15 protein-coding genes and 2 pseudogenes are annotated in these 17,468 nt (G+C 70.2%); 1 reads left to right on the top strand and 16 read right to left on the bottom strand.

The genetic code is table 11. The annotated features are described in order from the left end of the window. Nucleotide 1: 1 nt before the first annotated feature. The 3 genes from OG393_RS34275 to OG393_RS34285 are packed head-to-tail and all read right to left on the bottom strand — an operon-like array spanning nt 2 to nt 1,963. Entirely contained in the window at nt 2-607 is a 606-nt protein-coding gene (locus OG393_RS34275) for a peptidase (RefSeq protein WP_327378972.1), read from the bottom strand. After that, nucleotides 600-1,592: a threonine/serine dehydratase gene (locus OG393_RS34280; RefSeq protein WP_327378973.1), complete on the bottom strand. Its 993-nt coding sequence runs from the start codon at nt 1,590-1,592 to the stop codon at nt 600-602. Before OG393_RS34280 ends, OG393_RS34275 begins: the two co-directional genes overlap by 8 nt. Continuing rightward, on the bottom strand, nt 1,589-1,963 hold the full coding sequence (locus OG393_RS34285; protein WP_327378974.1) for a hypothetical protein: 375 nt from the start codon (nt 1,961-1,963) through the stop codon (nt 1,589-1,591). The genes OG393_RS34280 and OG393_RS34285 overlap by 4 nt, the downstream gene beginning before the upstream one ends. Between OG393_RS34285 and OG393_RS34290 the strand changes: the two are divergent. Beyond that, nucleotides 1,915-2,196: pseudogene (locus OG393_RS34290) on the top strand (transposase); the annotation flags it as partial. The gene OG393_RS34285 and the pseudogene OG393_RS34290 sit on opposite strands and share 49 nt — an antisense overlap. A 164-nt stretch (nt 2,197-2,360) precedes the next feature. Here the strand turns inward: OG393_RS34290 and OG393_RS34295 are convergent. The 13 genes and pseudogenes from OG393_RS34295 to OG393_RS34355 form a co-directional block, all read right to left on the bottom strand. Beyond that, nucleotides 2,361-2,585, bottom strand: a pseudogene (locus OG393_RS34295) (transposase); the annotation flags it as partial. Nucleotides 2,586-2,674: 89 nt separating this feature from the next. Then, on the bottom strand, nt 2,675-2,908 hold the full coding sequence (locus tag OG393_RS34300; RefSeq protein ID WP_327378975.1) for a hypothetical protein: 234 nt from the start codon (nt 2,906-2,908) through the stop codon (nt 2,675-2,677). Between the two features lie 85 nt (nt 2,909-2,993). Continuing rightward, a complete protein-coding gene (locus OG393_RS34305) occupies nt 2,994-3,926 on the bottom strand; it encodes an ornithine cyclodeaminase family protein (protein WP_327378976.1) in 933 nt (310 codons plus the stop codon). Next, a complete protein-coding gene (locus OG393_RS34310) occupies nt 3,923-5,050 on the bottom strand; it encodes an aminotransferase class I/II-fold pyridoxal phosphate-dependent enzyme (RefSeq protein ID WP_327378977.1) in 1,128 nt (375 codons plus the stop codon). The genes OG393_RS34305 and OG393_RS34310 overlap by 4 nt, the downstream gene beginning before the upstream one ends. Nucleotides 5,051-5,308: 258 nt before the next feature. Continuing rightward, nucleotides 5,309-6,298 (bottom strand): aldo/keto reductase family protein, encoded by a 990-nt coding sequence (locus tag OG393_RS34315; RefSeq protein WP_327378978.1) that lies wholly within the window; start codon nt 6,296-6,298, stop codon nt 5,309-5,311. Beyond that, nucleotides 6,295-8,382: a molybdopterin-containing oxidoreductase family protein gene (locus OG393_RS34320; protein WP_327378979.1), complete on the bottom strand. Its 2,088-nt coding sequence runs from the start codon at nt 8,380-8,382 to the stop codon at nt 6,295-6,297. Before OG393_RS34320 ends, OG393_RS34315 begins: the two co-directional genes overlap by 4 nt. Next, nucleotides 8,379-9,323 carry a diaminopimelate epimerase gene (dapF, locus tag OG393_RS34325; RefSeq protein WP_327378980.1) on the bottom strand — a complete coding sequence of 315 codons (945 nt, stop codon included), beginning with the start codon at nt 9,321-9,323 and terminating at the stop codon, nt 8,379-8,381. Before dapF ends, OG393_RS34320 begins: the two co-directional genes overlap by 4 nt. 20 nt (nt 9,324-9,343) lie before the next feature. After that, nucleotides 9,344-10,045: a 2OG-Fe dioxygenase family protein gene (locus tag OG393_RS34330; protein ID WP_327378981.1), complete on the bottom strand. Its 702-nt coding sequence runs from the start codon at nt 10,043-10,045 to the stop codon at nt 9,344-9,346. Between the two features lie 26 nt (nt 10,046-10,071). Further along, nucleotides 10,072-11,133 carry an iron-containing redox enzyme family protein gene (locus OG393_RS34335; protein WP_442817449.1) on the bottom strand — a complete coding sequence of 354 codons (1,062 nt, stop codon included), beginning with the start codon at nt 11,131-11,133 and terminating at the stop codon, nt 10,072-10,074. Between the two features lie 232 nt (nt 11,134-11,365). Then, the gene (locus OG393_RS34340; protein ID WP_327378982.1) at nt 11,366-12,379 is read right to left on the bottom strand and encodes a DMT family transporter; all 1,014 of its coding nucleotides are present in this window, start codon (nt 12,377-12,379) and stop codon (nt 11,366-11,368) included. 1,355 nt (nt 12,380-13,734) lie between these two features. Further along, nucleotides 13,735-14,061 carry a hypothetical protein gene (locus tag OG393_RS34345; protein ID WP_327378983.1) on the bottom strand — a complete coding sequence of 109 codons (327 nt, stop codon included), beginning with the start codon at nt 14,059-14,061 and terminating at the stop codon, nt 13,735-13,737. Beyond that, nucleotides 14,058-16,070 (bottom strand): hypothetical protein, encoded by a 2,013-nt coding sequence (locus tag OG393_RS34350; RefSeq protein WP_327378984.1) that lies wholly within the window; start codon nt 16,068-16,070, stop codon nt 14,058-14,060. Before OG393_RS34350 ends, OG393_RS34345 begins: the two co-directional genes overlap by 4 nt. Before the next feature lie 1,057 nt (nt 16,071-17,127). Continuing rightward, the gene (locus OG393_RS34355; protein WP_327378985.1) at nt 17,128-17,436 is read right to left on the bottom strand and encodes a helix-turn-helix domain-containing protein; all 309 of its coding nucleotides are present in this window, start codon (nt 17,434-17,436) and stop codon (nt 17,128-17,130) included. Nucleotides 17,437-17,468: the final 32 nt, after the last annotated feature.

The raw sequence follows: 17,468 nt of genomic DNA on the forward strand, positions 1-17,468 counted from the left end.
TTCAGGTGATGCTCACTGCGCGCTCGGCGTAGAAGCCGGCGAACACGCCAACGGACAGGGCCGCGGAACGGGTCTGCTCGGTGTCGCCGGAGGGGTTGCGGAAGTGGATCGTGTCCCCGGTTCGGCCGGTGGCGAGGACGAGGTGACCGCCCTTGCCGGGGGCGGAGCGGTCGGGACGCCGGATCTCCTTGTGTACGGAGACCAGGGCGAGTCGTCCGGCGTCGAGCAGGTCAAGGAGGCCGGGGACGGGGAGCGTCCGGTGGACTTCGGCGGTCAGGGCGTGGGCGTCGCGGACGTAGTCGGCGAAGGGGGCGTAGATCAGTCCCCGGATGGCGCCGGTGTCCGCGTCCTCGGTGTAGGCCCCGTACTTCCGCGCTCCGTCGAGGAGGGCGAAGAGAGTGGGGGCGTGGCCGTTGCGGGCGAGGAGTGCCATGCGCAGGCAGGCGATCCCGCACATGTGCCGGCACCAGCGGGAGTAGGTGGTCTGGTCCGGTGCGCCGGACTCCGCCCAGCGGGGATCGTTGCCGGGGTCGTGGCCTTCGTAGGCGATGGCATGGATCAGGTCGGGGCTGGCGTACTGGGTGATCGTGGGGAACGGCTCAGGCACGGGCGGGTTCCTTCCGGGCGGTCGTGTCGGTGATGAGCCGGTGGAAGGTGGGCAGGTCCACTCCGCCGCCGGAGATCATGACGCCGATCGTGCCGGACTCGTGCGGGACGAGGCCGGCGAGGACGGCGGCCAGGGCACACGCGCCGGACGGCTCGGCCACAACCTTCAGGTGCCGGAACGCGAAGGCCATGGCGGTGGTGATGTGCCGGTCCGTGACGGCCACGACCCCGTCCAGGAGCGTGGAGTTCACCGCCCACGCCAGCGGTGCCGGGCATAAGTGCCCGAGGCCGTCGGCGATCGTGACCGGCGGGTCCGGGAGGGCGATGCGCTGGCCGCATTTCAGGGACAGCAGCGTGTCCGCCCCCTGCTCGGGTTCGACGCCGTACACCTTCACGGCGGGGTTGAGGTGCTTGGCGATCACGGCGGTCCCGGCGGCGAGACCGCCGCCGCCGACCGGCACGACCAGCGTTCCGATCTCGGGATGGTCGGCGAGGAGCTCGAGCGCGGCCGTCCCGGCCCCGGCCATGATGTGGCGCGAGTTCGCCGACGGCACGACCGCCTGCCCTTCCCGGGCGGCGATCTCGGCGACCAGGGCATCACGGTCGTCGGCGCCGCGCTGGTAGGTGACGACCCGGCCGCCCAGGGCACGGACCCCCTCGACCTTCGGGGAGGGCGCGTCGGCCGGGATGACCACGGTGGCCGGCACTTCGAGGAGGCGTCCGGCCAGGGCGAGAGCCTGGGCGTGGTTTCCGGACGAGGCCCCGACCAGACCGTTCTCCCGCTCGCGGGCGGGCAGCGAGGAGGCGTGGTGGTAGGCGCCGCGGAACTTGAACGAGCCGGTGCGCTGGAGACTCTCGGCCTTGCAGACCACCGGCCACCTGGCGGCCTGGTCCAGGCAGAGCGCGGACAGGGCCGGGGTGCGGGAGACGACCGGGGCCAGGTTGGCGGCGGCCTGCTCGACGTCGCGGGCGGTCAGCCCGCTCACGGCCGGTACCCCTGGTCAGTGGCGGTGGCGAGGATCAGGCGGATGAGCTGGTCGTAGTCGATGCCCGCCGCTTCGGCCATGGTCGCGAGGTTCCCGGTGCGGGACAGGCCCGGGAGCGTGTTGACCTCCAGCCACACCACCGTGCCGTCGTCGCCCACCATGAAGTCGGAGCGGGAGTATCCGGTGCAGCCGAGGACCTGGTGGGCGGCGAGCGCGGCGGCGGCGGTCTGCTCCGTGACCTTCTCGGGCAGCTCGGCCGGGCAGCGGTAGCGGTGCAGGTTCTTGTCCCGCTTGGTGGCGTAGTCGTAGAACTCGGCCTCGCGCCCCCACCACGAAGCAGTCCGGGACCTCGATCCACGGCGAACACGCACCCCGAGGCGGAAACCGGCAGCTCAAACGGGCCATGTTTCTCTCCGCCTTCGCCTGCATGAACGCCGACCCGGCCTCCCGCGCCTACTACGACAAGCAACGAGCCCGTGGCAAGACCCACACCCAAGCCCTCCTCCGCCTCGCCCGCCAACGCATCAGCGTCCTGTTCGCCATGCTCCGCGACGGCACCTTCTACGAATCCCGGACACCGACGGACGTCGAACTCGCCGCTTAACCTCAGCGAGCCCGAACCACCCGAAACCCGACACAGGCGCCTTGACGAAAGACATAGAGGCACCCCCGCGCCGTGGCGCCGGCCGACGGCATCTCCGCCCTTGGCGGCGGGACCGACGGCGGGCAAACCGCCCTTGGCCAAGACGATGGTGTCACCGCCGACGGTGTCCCGGACTGCTTGGTGGTGGGGGCGAGGCTGGCGTAGGAGGCGAGGTGGGCGGCGGTGGGGAAGTGGGTGCCGTCGCCGACGGTGACCAGCAGGACGGCTGCGGTCCTGACGCCGACGCCGGGCATCGACGTCAGGACCGGGGAAAGAGGGTGAGCCTCCAACAGGGTGTTGATCTGGGCTTCCATCGCCCGGCGCTGGGTGTGGACAGCGGCCAGCGAGGCGCCGTTCCTGCGCGGTATCCGCGTCGTGTGCCCTGCGTCCTCCCGATCGCCACCTGTGCTCCGGCTCCGGCGCGCGCCTGGCACCGCCGTCACTTGCTGTTGCGGCCTGCATTCGCGCGGACGGCCCTGTCCTCGTGCGGACCGTAGGCGAGGTCGAACACGACCAGGACGCCGGTGCGGCGGTCTCGGCCCTGTTCCGCGTCTCGCAGCTGAACATCGATGCGGCGGTCGCGGATGGTTCCGATGATCGCGGGGAGCGCCGCGACTGCGAGGACGGCCAGGGCGATGACGACATTGACGGCGGTCTCGAACGCGTTGTTCATGGCTCTCGGTCCTCTTCTCGGCACGATGCGGCCACGGCGGCGGAGCCTGTCGCCGGACAGCGGGTTCCCGGCCCCCTGGGTGTGCTCACGCGGGTCGCTCCATGGCGGCTGCTGCCACCACCAGGTCCTGCCACGACATGCCGACACTCTTGAAGAGCTTCGGTCTTGCGGGCCTGACGGGCACGGCGCCATGAACGAGCTCGGACAGGTTGCCCGCTATCGCCTCGGCGCCGATGTCACCAGAGCGCAGCGGAATCAGGATGTCGCCCGCCTCACGCAGCGCCGTGGCGCGGGCTTCGACAACCACCGTGGCCCGGGCAACGAGCTCGGTGTCCACCTCTCGGGCCGTCGGTTCGTGGGAACCGATCGCCACGACGACCGTGTGGGGCGCGACGGCTGCGGCCGGGAACAGCGGTGTGCGCGATGTCGTGCAGCAGGCCACGATGTCTGCGGTCGCAACGGCTTCCGACGAGACCGCCCCTGCGTCCAGGCCGGCATCCCGGCAGCGCTCGACCAGCTTCCGGGCCTGCTCCGGGCGGCGCGCGGCGACGCCGACCCAGGCGAGGGGGCGTACGGCCCGGACGGCTTCCACATGGCCCCATGCCTGTGGTCCGGCCCCGAAGACGACGAGCCGTCCGGCGTCCGGGACTGCGAGGTGGTCCACGGCCACGGCGGAGACCGCGGGAGTGCGCAGCAGCGTCAGGGCGGAGCCATCGATCAGAGCTGCCGGGCGGAGGGTGGCTGCGTCCATCAGGAGATAGGAGGCGATGATGCGCGGCTGCCCGCACGCGGGATTGCCGGGCGCGACTCCGGCGATCTTGACCCCGGCGTACGTGGACGTCGTGGAGGGCATCAGCAGCAACTGGCCCGCGTCGACGTCGAGCACGGTGCGGGGGATGTCCGTCTCGGGGTCCAGCCCCGCGCGCAGGGCTTGTGCCACTGCCCGGACGGCTTGTGGCACAGGCAGGCGGCGCGCCAGCTCGGCGGCGTCGATCAGCGGCAGCGCCGTGGGGTTCACGCGCTCAGTTCCTTCAGCACCCGTGAGGTCTTCTCCAGGGCGACGGCCAGTTCGGCCGGCTCCTGCCCGTAGGTGAACCGGAGATGGTGGTCGGTGCCGAAATGGGTTCCGGCGCCGACCAGTACCCCACCGCGGTCGTGCAGGGCTTCGGCGACCTCCGTACTGGGCAGGTCCAGCCTGTAGCGGACGAATGCCAGGGAGGTCGCCTCGGGTGGCACGACCGACAGCAGCCGATCGTGGGAGTCGACCCACCGCTGCATCTGCGTCCAGCTCTCGCGGAGGAAGCCCCGGTAGCGGTTCAGGAGCCGGGCGCGGGTGGTGGGGGTGAGCGCCAGTTCCGCGAGGGCCATCGCCGGTCCGGCCGCGGAGACCGTGGTGTACTCGTGCCGCTGGCGAAGCTGCTGTACGAGCGTGGGCGGCGCGATCAGCCAGCCCAGTCGCAGGCCCGGCATGCCGAACGCCTTGGAGAGGCTGCCGACGCACACCACTCGGTCGTAGCGCCCCCAGAAGGTGGGACTGACGTCGTCGGTGTGGAGTTCGGTGCCGCGGTGCACCTCGTCGGAGAGAATCCATGCGCCCGCACGGTCCGCGATGGAGACGATCGCCTGCATCTCCTCCTCGGTGAGGATGGTGCCGGCCGGGTTGTTGGGGTTCGTCACCGCGATGGCCCTGGTGTCCGGCCGGACCGTGTTCGCCAGCGCGTCGATGTCGGGTCGCCAGCCGCGCTGCGGATCCAGCGGGAAATCCTCGACGACGGCGCCGCGGTTGAGCGCGGCACCCCGGACCTGACGGTAGCCGGGTGACATGGTCACCACGTGGTCTCCGGGGCGTATGAGGGTCTCCACGGCGACGGTGTTGGCCTCCGCCGCGCCGACGGTGACGATGACCTCGGAGGCGTGATCCCTGCTCCCGGCGTGCCAGTGCGCTATCTGCGTGCGCAGTTGCTCGGTGCCGCACGTCGGCGGGTAGCTGAGCTCGCTGTCGAGAAGCTGGTTCAGTGACTGCTCGCTGTCCACGAGGTCGCGCAGCCGGATCGGCCGACAGCCGCTGTCGGCCAGGCTGTGGGTGGCCGTGGGCCCCAGCCTCCGCTGCCATTCCAGCAGTTCGAACGGGGTGAATGTCATGGATGTCCTTAAGGGAGTGGTCGGAATGGGCGTGTGCGGGGCAGCGCTGGGGCGTGTGGCGAAAGTGGCATCGGCGGGACCTTCGCCACACGCCCTCAGGACTGTCCCGCGGTACCCGCCGGGCGCGCGACGACGGCTACGGCACCTCGCCGCGTTGTCGAATCGCCCGAATGCACCCAGTGCGAGCGCGACTCTCCGCCTTGCGATGCACCGCATCCGACGCCGCACGTCGATCCGCCGGGTACTGTGGGACAGGCCTCAGTCGGCGCTGTCCACCTTGGCCGGATCACGTTCGACGACGGGGTCGAGGACCGCGTCGATGCGACGCATCAGTTCCGGCTCGATACGGATGCCCGCAGCCTTCGCACTGTCACGAATCTGCTCCGGCCGGGAAGCCCCCACGATGGCCGCGGCGACGTTCGGGTTCTGGAGCGTCCAGGCGACAGCGAGCTGAGCCGCAGTCAGGCCCAGTTCCCCGGCGATGGGGGTGAGCTGCTGCACCCGCTCCAGCACCTCGTCACGCAGGAACGCCTTCACCCAGCCGGAACCGGTCTCGTCCGCGGCCCGGGATCCCGCGGGTGGCGGCTGCCCGGGCAGGTACTTGCCGGTGAGTACGCCCTGGGCGAGGGGCGACCAGACGATCTGACTGAGTCCCTCCCGTTCGCAGAGGGGCACGATCTCCTCCTCGATGACCCGCCAGAGCATCGAGTACTGCGGCTGGTTGGACACGAACCGCTCCAGACCCAGCTCGCCGGCGAGCTTCATGGCCCGAGCGATCTGGTCCGCAGTCCACTCCGACACGCCGATGTAGAGGACCTTGCCCTGCCGGACGAGGTCGTCGAAGGTCTTGAGGGTCTCCTCCAGCGGAGTGCGATCGTCGAATCGATGGGCCTGGTACACGTCGACGTAGTCGGTCCCCAGCCGCGCCAGCGAGCCGTGGACGGCCTCGGTGACGTGTTTGCGTGACAGGCCGCCGTCGTTCGGCCCGGGCCCGATCGGGAAGAACACCTTGGTGGAGATCACCAAGGAGTCGCGGCGCTGACCTTTCAGCGCCTTGCCGAGTACGGCCTCGGCGGCTGTCCCGGCGTACACGTCAGCCGTGTCGAAGGTGGTGATCCCGGCGTCCAGCGCCGCGTGGACGCATCGGACGGCCTGGTCGTCGTCGACCTGGGCGCCGTGCGTGAGCCAGTTGCCGTACGCGATCTCACTGACCTGAAGGCCGCTACGTCCCAGTTGTCGAAATTTCATCCGCAGTCCTCACTGCTCTCGTCCCCGCCCGGAGGCAGGAGGGTGATCCGCACGCGGTTGTCGTGGAAGACGGCTCCGCCCCCCATGTCCGCGTCCCGCTCGTCGACGGTCGCGTTCGGTCCCGAGCCTCCGGTCAGCTTCGGCCAGTGGCCCTTGACCGTCATGGCGACTCCTGGGCGTACCACATCGTCCACCTTGGCCTGGGCCTCGAACATGCCCCGGCTGTTGGCCACCCGGACGCGGTCGCCGGTCGCGATGCCGCCCGCCGCGGCATCCCTCGGGTGCAGCACGACATAGGGCTGGCCGGCGCGCCGTCGCAGCCCCGGCTTGTTCCCGAACACGGTGTTGAGGAAGAAGTGGTTCGCCACGGAGACGAGGACAAAGGGGAAGGCGCGTGCCAGTTCGTCGTCAGCCGTCTCCATGGCCGGCAGGTACCCGGCCACCGCATCGTGGCCGTCGGCCCGGGCGGTCTCCGAGACGAACTCGAGCTTCCCCGAGGGGGTGGGGAAGCCGTCGGCGAAGGGCACGTAACCCTTAGGGTAGTTGAGTCGTGCCCAGCCTTTCGCACGCAGCGTGTCCGTGGTGATGCCGGCCAGGGACGGATGTGGCGAGTTCAGCAGGTCGCCCGCCAGCTCCTCGTCGTCGGCGTACAGCGACGGTTCCGTCAGCTTCATGGCTCGGGCCAGGCGCCGGAACGTCTCGGTGGTGGACAGGCACTCCCCGGGCGGCGCGACCGCCGGTTCGTTCCAGGTGACGTACAGATGGCCGTAGCCATCGTGTACGTCCAGGTGCTCGGGCTGCATGGTGGCGGGCAGCACGATGTCCGCGTAGTCGGCGGTGTCGGTCTGGAAGTGGTCCATGACCACGGTGAACAGGTCCTCCCTGGCCAGGCCCTGGCGGATCCGGTTCTGATCGGGGGCACTGGCCAGCGGGTTGGCGCCGTAGACGACGAGTGCCTCGACGGGAGGATCGGCGACCTCGAGGAGTCCCTCGGCCAGCCGTGTCATGGATAGGCTCCGCACCGGCCGGGTCAACAGGTCGTCCCGGTAGAGGGCCTCGCGGTTCCCGCCGAAGTGGCCATCGGTCGAGTAGAGCAGACCACCGCCGGGGCGTCGCCAGTCACCGGTCACCGCGGGCAGGCAGGCCAGGGTCCGCAGGGCATTGCCGCCCCCGGCCTGGCGCTGGATGCCCTGCGACACCCGGATGGCGGTGGGCCGGCTGTCGGCGATGCGCCGCCCGAGTCGGACGATCTCCTCCTCGGAGACCCCCGTTTCCCGCGCCGTGCGTTGCGGGTCGAACTCCAGAACTCTCGCTCGGAACTCTTCCCAGCCCACGGTGCAGGTGTCCAGGTACTCCCGGTCCTCGGCACCTTCCTGGGCGATGACGTGCATCAGTCCCAGGGCGAGCGCCGCGTCCGTGCCCGGAAGCGGTGCCACGTGCTGGTCGGCCTGGGCGGCCGAACGGCTGCGGACCGGGTCGATGACGACAACATGGGCGCCGTCTCGCCGCGCCCGCTCGATCACCCTCCACAGGTGGTGGTGGGTCGTGAGGGGATTGCTCCCCCAGAGCAGGATCAGCCGGGAGTACTCCAGGTTCTCCGGGTCGATTCCCGTGCTGGTGCCGAGTGTGTACGCGAGCCCGGTGAGCCCGGCAATCGAGCAGATCGTCATGTCGTGGCGCGAAGCGCCCAGAACGTTCCACAGTCTGCTGCCGGCCCGCCCCTGCAGCCCTTGGAGAAACCCGAGGGTGCCGGTGCCCTGGTACGGCCAGATCGCCTCGCCGCCATGGCGTTCGATCGTCTCGGTCAGCCGCCGGGCGATCTCGTCGAGCGCGCTGTCCCAGCTGGTGCGCTCGAACCGGCCCTCGCCCTTGCGGCCGACGCGCCGCAGGGGGTGAAGCAGCCGGTCGGGGGCGCGCGTGTGGTCCAAGAACTGGTTTACCTTCACGCACAGGGTGCCCCTGGTGTAGGGGTGGTCCGGTGTGCCGCGCAGCGCGACGGCCTCACCGTCCTGGACGGCCACCTGCCAGCTGCAGCCGTCCGGGCAATCGAGTGGGCAGGCCCCGGGCACGTGTGTCAGGCTCATGTGGCTCTCCTTCCGGACGGTCGTGCCCCCGCACCTTGATCAGTCAGTTCCTCGCGCAGTGAGGGCGAGAGGATGCCCCGCATCACCTCCCGCGTGGTCCCGGTCAGACTGACCCGGCCGTCCCGCGCCACGCTCACATCCACCTCGCCGCCGGGCATGCGGACCCGCACGTCGCGACCGACGAGACCGCGCGCGTGCGCCACGGCCGCGGCAGCACAAGCCCCGCTGCCGGAAGCGGGTACCGAGCCTGCGGCCCTCTCCCAGACCACGGCCTCCAGCGTGCGGTCGTCGTGAACGCGGACGAACTCCACGTTGGTGCCCTCGGGGTGACGGGGATGCCAGGCGAGAGCGGGGCCCAGGCGCTGAGCCAGCTCCCCGTCGACCCGGTCCCGGAACACGACCGTGTGCGGAACGCCCAGGTGCAGGTCGGTGACGGTGACCACGGCGTCCGGACCTTCGCCGGAGAGCGGGACGGCGACGCCGAAGCCGCCGCCGTCCCGGTTCCCGCCCTTGCCCGCTTCGCCTTCGGCAGGGGCGAAGCGCGGCCGGCCCATGCCCAGGCACACCTGGCCGTCGCGGAAGTCCGTAATCCGGACGTCCGCGTCACCGCCGCGGGTCCGTACCGTGAACGGCTCTCCCGTACGCCACGCCTCGACATGGTGCTCGGCGAGGTACAGGGCGAACATTCGCAGCCCGTTGCCGCTCATCCCGCACTCGCTGCCATCCGCGTTGAAGATCCGCAGTGGCACCGGGGCGCCGGGCTCGGGGCGTTCCAGCGGCCCGAGAAGAAGCCCGTCCGCACCTGCCCCGTAGTTCCGGTGGCAGAGCAACCGGACGGCCTTGGGCGAGGGCTCGTGGCCGAGGACGGTACTGCCGGTACGGCTGGGGTCGACGATCAGGTAGTCGTTGCCCAGCGCCTGGTACTTCACGAAGTCGACCATGAGCGAACTGCTACCGCCGGTCAGTTCTTCGGGCGGTTGGCGAGGGCCGCCTCGTCGTGCTCGTCGCCGTACCACTTGTCCTTCCAGCGGGAGAAGGCGACGATCACGATGTCCCGGTGGCCGGGCCCGCCGTCCGCGGACAGCACGTCCGTGACGTCGTGCTGGAGTGCCTTGTCGTCCAGGAGGACGGCCTGACCGCCCGCCAGCGTGCCGGTCCAGAAGGGCTTGTCAGCGCCCGGCTTCCACAGACGGGTCTCGCTGCCGCCGACGTTGTTCCGCCGCAGCACGGCGATCATGACGTACTCGTGTCCGTCGTGGTGCACCCCCTCCGGAGTCAGCGGTCCCGGGCGCTGCCCGTCGGCCCTGGTCCGGTTCTGGTGGACGTTGATCTGCCAGTCCTCACCACGGGCCAGACCCATCGCGTCCGCACCGAGCGTGATCATCGGAGTGAAGTCGACGAGAATCGTCTCGTAGGTGCGGCGAATGCCGCCCCCCACCTTGTTGAACGTCTTGTAGGTGGTGTAGTCGCGCTGCGGGAGCTTCTCGTAGAGCCAGCCCTGGTCGCGTCCGGGTTCCGGCGAGAGCCGGTACTGCGCGAACCGTTTGAAGCGCGTGCCGTTGCCCATGTACGGGTCGAGCGGGAGGTCGTCGTAGCTCTCCAACATCTCCGGTGTGGCCGGAGGGAGGTCGATGACCGAGAACCCCTGAGGGCCGAGTGCCATGGCGCGGAGCCTTTCTGTCGGACCTGTCAGTGAGCGGCGAGTGCGGGCATGCGTTCGTCGAGGTAGCGGGCCGAGGAGTTGAGCCGCCACAGCGTCCCCCGGGCGATTGCGCGACGCATCCGCTCTGACTCGGCGGCCGGGACGACCACGTTGTGGAACCAGCCGGCTGCGTGTCGGGAGTCGACGGTGATGTGCAGCTTGTGGTAAACGATGCCGATGTCGGGAAGCCCGAGCCGCTCCCAGGCATGCACGACCTGCACGAAGCGGTCGGGCGCCAGCCATTCGGTCATGCCGAGGAATCCGACGGCTTCCGGGTAGAGGTGCCGGTACCGGCAGAGGAGAACGGCGAGGTTCCCGGACAGCAGCGCGTTCGCGGTGAGTGACTGCTCCAGTTCGTCGGTGGAAATGTCGAAGACCTGGTAGATCTGGTTGAAGAGATGGGTGTGGACCTGTGACGGGTCCCCGTTTCCCATTTCGTCCCAGAAGTTCTCGGCGATCTCCATCTTCGCGGCACCGCTGGTGCCGACCTGCATCATGGCGAGCAGATCGTCGAATCGCCCGTCTACGACCGATTCCTGGATCACGTAGTTTCGCAGGTCCTCCGAGGCGGCCCGGTCGCGGATGAACTCGCGATAGTACGGGTGCTTGTAGACCCGGTGCTCTCGGGCGAGCTTCTTCAGCCACGAGAGGAAGGCGGCGGGCTCGGCCGGCGCGGCGTCGAGTATGCCGGGCTCCAGCTCGGCGTCCTCAGTGGCCACGGTGGCCTGTTCCAGTAGGCGGAGAACCTCGTGGACGGCCAGGGAGCCTTCGGCGTTGGCCCCGTCGGGCAGTTGCAGGGAAAGCCCGTAGATCCGGGACAGCAGCAGTTGCTGGCCATGGAACGCTGCCGGATCACCCGTTGCCGCCTTGGCGTTGAGCTCGCTGACGGCCGAACAGAGAGCCGCTCGCTTCCCGACGGTCAGTGACGTGTCGAGATCCTCTGCGGGACGGTTCAGCAGCGAGGATATTTCCTCGACCACCGGAAAGGCGTCCAGGCTTGGAATCTGACGGACTAAGTGGTCTGCTGTAGCCACATTGTCTCCTGTCATATATCAGCTCGCCATGCTCCTGGCATGGTCACCGGAAGAACGCTAACTTCCCAGGTGATCAGAGATCTACGTCGCATCGGGATCTGTCGTGATCAGGGGTCTTGACGCGGCTGGTATAGGAATCGGTGCGCTGAATGGGGGTGGCGCGATGCGCGTGCGTCCGGCCCCGGCGAAAAACGGCGGGCAACGGGCTCGTACGGCCCGCTGCCCGCCGTGTACGTGGCGCTCTGGGTCAGTCCTTGGCCCGTAGAGTCGACTGCGATGCGGGCTGATCGTGACCCAGGTCCGGGTCGGGGGTCCTTCGGGATGTCGCTCGGCCGGAGCCCTCGTCGACTGCGAGGAAGAGCACGGCGAACAGGAGGGTGGCCGTGCCGGTGAGCACGATCGCGTTCAGTCGCTCACCGAAGAGCAGGACGCCGATGACCGCCGCGGTGAGCGGCTCGATCAGGGCGACCACGGAGGCCGTGGTCGCCCGCAAGGCGCCGAGGCCGGCGAAGAACAGCGTGTACGCCAGAGCTGTCGGCGCGGCCCCGAGGTAGAGGATCAGGCTCAGGGTCCATGCCGGGCGTTCCATGTCGGGCACCAGTCCCTCCATCAGCGCCATCGGGAGGAGGCAAACGGTGCCCACCGCGAAGCCGGTCACCGTGGACTCGAACGCGCCGCTGCCCTTCTCCCGGCCGGAGAAGCGACCCAGGAGAGTCACGCCCGCGTAGCCTGCGGCGGACAGCAGCGCGTATCCGATGCCCAGGACAGGCGCCGGGCCGATACTTGCGTCCGCGCCCCCCATCAGCAGCACCAGGCCGACAACGCCGCACCCCACGGCGGCCGCTCCGGCGGCGCCGGTGCGCTCGCCCAGCGTGAGCCGGGCTCCGGCGGCGACCAGAACCGGACCCGAGCCCAGCGTCACCACGGTGGCCACGGTGAGTCCTGCCTGTTGCACAGCGGCGAAGTAGGCCGTCTGGTAAACCGCCAGCCCTAAGCCCGTGATCATGGTTCGCCGCGGGTTCGCCGCGAACGCCGCGCGCAGCGACAGCGCGTCCGACGGCCGCCGGGACCGTCGGACCAGGTGAGCTGCCAGAAGCAGCCCGAGTCCGCTCAGGAACCGCCAGAAGGACGTGGCGATGGGCCCGATTCCGCCCACGTCGTACAGTTCGGCGGCCGCAGCACCGCCAGTACCCCATGCTGTGGCCGCGATTGCGACGTAGAGAACACCCTGCCGAACCGACAGGGCAGAAGAGGACTGCAACTGAGATCTCCTCAATTGATTGCCGTCACGAATTCTTCGTGGGCAACCCGCGCAGCCACCCCCGGTAACCTGGGATGGCTATGCATGACTGCCCGCTCTATGAGGCGGGCGGCGGAGGTGTCAGAAACAGCTGCATGTGATCACCCTACCCGGCAGAGGGCGGGAATCCCAGCAGCGGAACCGGGCATCGGCCGAGTGACGGCGGGGCCGCACCCACGGGTTCGAGGCGGTGCCGGGAGTCAAGGCCGGCCGTGCGGGCCGCTTCGACGAGCAGGACCGGCCCGGGAGACGACCTGACGACCGTCGGCATGGACGCATTCTTGCTGCTCAGAGGCGCCTTCTGTTCTCCTGACCGCCTCCCGGACAGCCCGTTTCATAAAAGCGTGAGGCCAGGGCGGTCCGGGGTTGCGGCCGTGTACCCGCCCCGTGGCCACGGCCACCGGGGCAGGTGTGGTTCAGCCCCTCCCCGACGCGATCCCCGCCGACCACCAGCAGGCGTCCCGGGCCCGGCCGCTCGAACCCGTCGGCGTGTCCCCGCCGTTAGCCTGTCGACATGATGGAGCGTGTCGTGCCCGGCCGTGCGGACGGCCTGATCACCCCGGAGGCCGCTGACGCGCTGTGGGTCGGGCCGCGTGGTGCCCACGCTCAGGGTGGGCGGCGGTCGGTGGGGCGTCGCGGAGCCCGAGCTGCGCCGGGCGGCCGTGGAAGTGGGCGCGGTGGTCGTGGACCAGCGGGACCTGGTCCGCGTCGGCCCGTTCCGCGGTGAGCCTGATGCCCCACCCCGGAGGAAGGACAGCTCCAGAAGCCCCTCCCCCGAGGCGGCGACCTCGCCACGCGATTCGGCCCCGTCGACCCCACACAAGCAGCGTCGCCGACCATCCCCGCGCGCGCGGGGATGGTCCGCGGGGACGAGGCTCATCGATGAACACAGACGAGTTCATGAACTGCCTACAGCTCGCACGGAGGATCGTCGATCACCACGTCGCCGACCCGGGCCACCAGCGACGACTCGACCAGCACGCAGAGGCGTGGAGCATCCCGCTCGACGATCTACTCTCCGACGTCGCCCTCGTGATCGGCCTTGCCCTCTGCGCAGCCACCCTGGACCGGATGGCAGGAGACGGTGTCACGCTCCCCCAGGTGGCCGAGCATCTCGAGCCCGGCAACGAGTCGGCACTCTTTGCCGCCTTCCCCCCTGAGCTGCCCGACACCGCCGCCGAGCTGAACAGGCTACGGCTGATGTCGCTGTCCCCGACTCCGAACAGCGCGCTCCAATGGGCCCGGACCCTGCATGCCGGCCGTGAAGTCGTCCAGCAAGCGAAGCCCCCTACTGACCAGGCATCACGACGTCGGGCTCATGCCACCTCACCGGCCGCATGCCGAGGGCAAGGTGCCGAGGACACGGCTGCACCTGCTCGTTCGGCGCGGGCCCGGCGCAGCGCGGCGGCCTCGGTCGCCTTGGCCTGGCGGCGGCGCTGTGCGCGGGCCATCTCAATCGGGGCCGGCGCATCGTCCGGAACGACGTGGGGGTACGCCCGGAGACTGAGCGCCCGCATCGCGGCGGACTGCCGCTCCATCGCCTCCGCAACGTGCGGGTCCACGCGCGACGGCCGGGCCGCCTCCATCGCGGCCCGCAGCGCGACCCGGGCCAGGTCGACGCCGGACGTCTCGCCGCCGCTCATACCTGCCCCCAGGTGGTGTAGCCGAGGTCCAGGTGACCAAGCCGGGAGTGGTGCTGCGCCTGGTCGACCAGCTGGTTGCTGAACAGGCGCCGGGCCGACGGCTCGCCGTAGCGGTCGATGTGGTCGAACACCACCTGGTGGTCCTTGAGCGCCCGCACCCGCCAGTTGCGCACCTGGTCGGGGGTGAGGTCCTCGAGGACGAGCTCCTGGTCGTCATCGACGTCGGCGGGCTCCGGCTGCGAAGCAGGCACGATGGCGGGGGCCGGGCGCGGCGCGGGCAGCACGACCGGGGCCACCGGCTCGTCCGCGGCGACGTCGGCCGGCTGCGCGGCCGCAGCTTCGGCGCGGGCCTGGGCAGCGGCTGCCTGCTGCTCGCGGACCTGCTCCCACCGGCGGGCCTTGGCCCACGCTTCGGCCGTCACGTCCTGGTGCAACTGCTGGTCGACGGCCGCGCGGCGCTCGCTCTCGGAGGTTCCGGGCATCGCGGCGTCGACGGCGGCCGCAACTGCACGGCGCTGGTCGCGGCGGTCGAGCTGCCGGTCCTCGCAGCGCGGGCAGTCCCGGCCGGAGTCGAGCAGCGCGCCCTCGTCGCACCGGGTCTCCGCGCACAGCTGGCGCTGCGGCAGGCCCCGGCCGATCAGCCAGCCCACCGGGTCCTTGATCGGCCCGGCCAGCCGCATCTGCTCCGCCAGGCGCCGGGCGAGGCGGTCGGCGAGGATCTGCGGCGCGTCCGTACGGCCCGCGAACCCGACGACCCGGCCGAGCTCGCTGCGGGCGGCGGTCTCCACCAGGCGCCGGGCGGCCGGACGCTCCAGCCGCGCCCACACCAGGTCCACCGGGGCCAAGACAGCCCGCAGATCCTCCGGCGGCAGAAACACCCTCCCCCGCTGCTGCCTGCCCTGACCCGCACCGTCCACGACCCGCACCGAGCCGTCGCTCACCGGCCCGCCGTTGCCCTTCACGCCTTCGACGACCGGGGACTCCTGCGGCTGTTCCCCGCGGAGCGGGCCGCCGTCCTCGCGCACGCACGCGCGGTCCGGCAGGCAGTCGTTCCCACCACGGCCTTCGCCGGAAAAACCACCAGCGAGCGAAAGATCAACGACGGGAGTAACCAGGTGAGGGTGGTCAGTGTGAAGGGCTGCCGCAACGTCGGGGTCTGCAACATCCGGCTCATTCGTCACAGACCTGCCGCTGACCTGCGGTTCCATCTCCGTCCCCGGAGCCTCACTAGGCCCTGCCGCAACGTCGGGGTCTGAAAAATTGGGCTCCAGGTCCTCCGCGCGGTCCTCCCGGAGGTCGTCGGCGACCGTGCGACCGTGCGCGGCGGCGACCGCCGGCACCATCAGCCGCGTCCGGTGCGCCATCTTCGACGCCGTCCGCAGCCGCACCCGCAGCACCAGCTCCCAGTCCTCCAGGCGCTCCAGCACCCGCTCCCCCGCCGACGCCGTGCACCCGAGCAGCCGGGCCACCGTCGCCGCCGCGCGGCCGCGCTTGGTGTCCACCGTCCCGCCGCACTGCCGCACCCGCCCGGTCTCCCGCGCCTCCAGCACCAGCAGCAGCAGCGCCAGACGGTCCGTCGCCGCTCCCCGACCGGTACGCGTACCGATCAGCCCGGCCGGAGTGACCCGGCCGTCCTTGTGCTTCCAGCCCGGCGCCATCACGGCCTCGAACAGCCGCTGGAGCGTCGCGTACTCCTTCTTCGCCAGATTCAGCGGGTGCCCGACGACGTCCTGCGCCGCCCACAGAGGCAGCACCTTGCACTCCAGGCCGATGTCCTCGCGGTACTCGCCCTTCTCGGTCTCCACCGACACCACGCCCGAGCCGCGCAGCCCCGACACCACCTCAGACGCCGTGTACGACGCCGACAGCCCGAGCCACCGGCCCAACTCCGAGGTATGGATCTTCACCACACCGGTCTCCGACGGCGTCCGCGACGCCAGCACCAGCACCGCCAGACGCAACGCATCCGGCGCACCGTCCAGGCCGTCCAGGTCCAGCAGCGTGCGCACCGCGCCACCCAGACGGGCGCGGGCATCCCGCCCAAGCGACAGCGGATGGCCCGCGGCCCGCTCCGGGACCGGCCCGGCCGGGACGGACAACTCCGTACGAGGGCGCGCGAACGCAGCGGCCCGTGCCGCCACGGCGCTCATCGACCCACCGCCGAGACACGAGCGGCGGACACCGTCAGGACCGAGGTCATCTTCGTCATCGGGCAGGTGTACACGCCAAAGCGGACACCCTCCTGAGCAGGCAGAACGCACGTTTCCTGATCCATCCGCCGACCCTGCACGAGACGGCCTGTGGACAGAGCCCGCTGAGCCCGGATCACCCTCGGCGCTCCCGCAGGGCGGGCAGGAATTTTGGAACCCGTCCCGCCACACGGGACGACGCTCTCGCGGACACAGCTGCCGAGGAGCGGCCGGACAGACCCAGGCGAAACGATCAGCTCGTGGCTTCCTACAGGAAGAGCCACTTCCTTTCTAAAAGCCGTGAAGCACTGGATAAGGGACGCCTGTTCCGTCACGTGAAACGCGCCAACGGTGCGAACCGGGCTGAAACGGGCGGTGCTCGACTTTTCAGGGGACACCAGATCGGGCACTATGGCGAAGACACCAACTCTCATATGCGAGCCGGACCACCCCGCAACGCGGGACGGTCGACGAGCGAACTGGGAGACACCACGAGCCCCCTCCGTGAGGAGCGGGCACCGGACGAAGAACCAGAGGCGGGTCTCCCTTCTCTCGTGAACCGGACGGGTGACACGGACAGCCCTCGGGCTGGTCGTGCCGTGTTCCAAGGCCCTTGCAGGGGCCGGAGGAACTGCAGAACCGCTTCGGCGGAACTGCTGTGTAGAGGCCCTCTTGCAGAAGGGCAACTGCGTTGGTGCTTGGTCCTCGCGGACCGGGTGGTGCATCACATTGCAAAACCCAGCTCGATGAGCTGGAGCCCAGAACCGGGGCCAACCGGGGACTGGGCGGCCGACCTGATGGTCGGCGCGAAGGGCCGCGCGAGGCCGGAGCGGATTGCAGTCCACTCGTTTGGCGCGCGCGGCCGGTGGCGGCTACGTCACCCCGACCCCCTTGATTCCGAGGCCGGCGTCGGCATGCCCTCATCCGACCTCGCGGCCTCAGGGAACCGCTCGGCGAGGCCCTTGAGTAGGTGCATGTAGTTCTCGCGATGAGGGCGCCGCGGGTGGGCCTGTCCCAGCTCCCAGCGAGCCACGGCAAGGCGCTTCACGCCCACGGCCTCCGCGACTTCCTGCTGGGTGAGGCCCGCGGCAAGGCGCAGCTTCGCGCGCACACTTGGTGGTGGCAGGACGTCATCCAGGCTGTTCAGCAGGGCGTCGACCCGCTGCGAGCCATCGGAAACGGACATACCCAACCCTTCCATGATCCAAGATGTACTGA

Source organism: Streptomyces sp. NBC_01216 (genome assembly GCF_035994945.1).
Classification (GTDB): domain Bacteria; phylum Actinomycetota; class Actinomycetes; order Streptomycetales; family Streptomycetaceae; genus Streptomyces.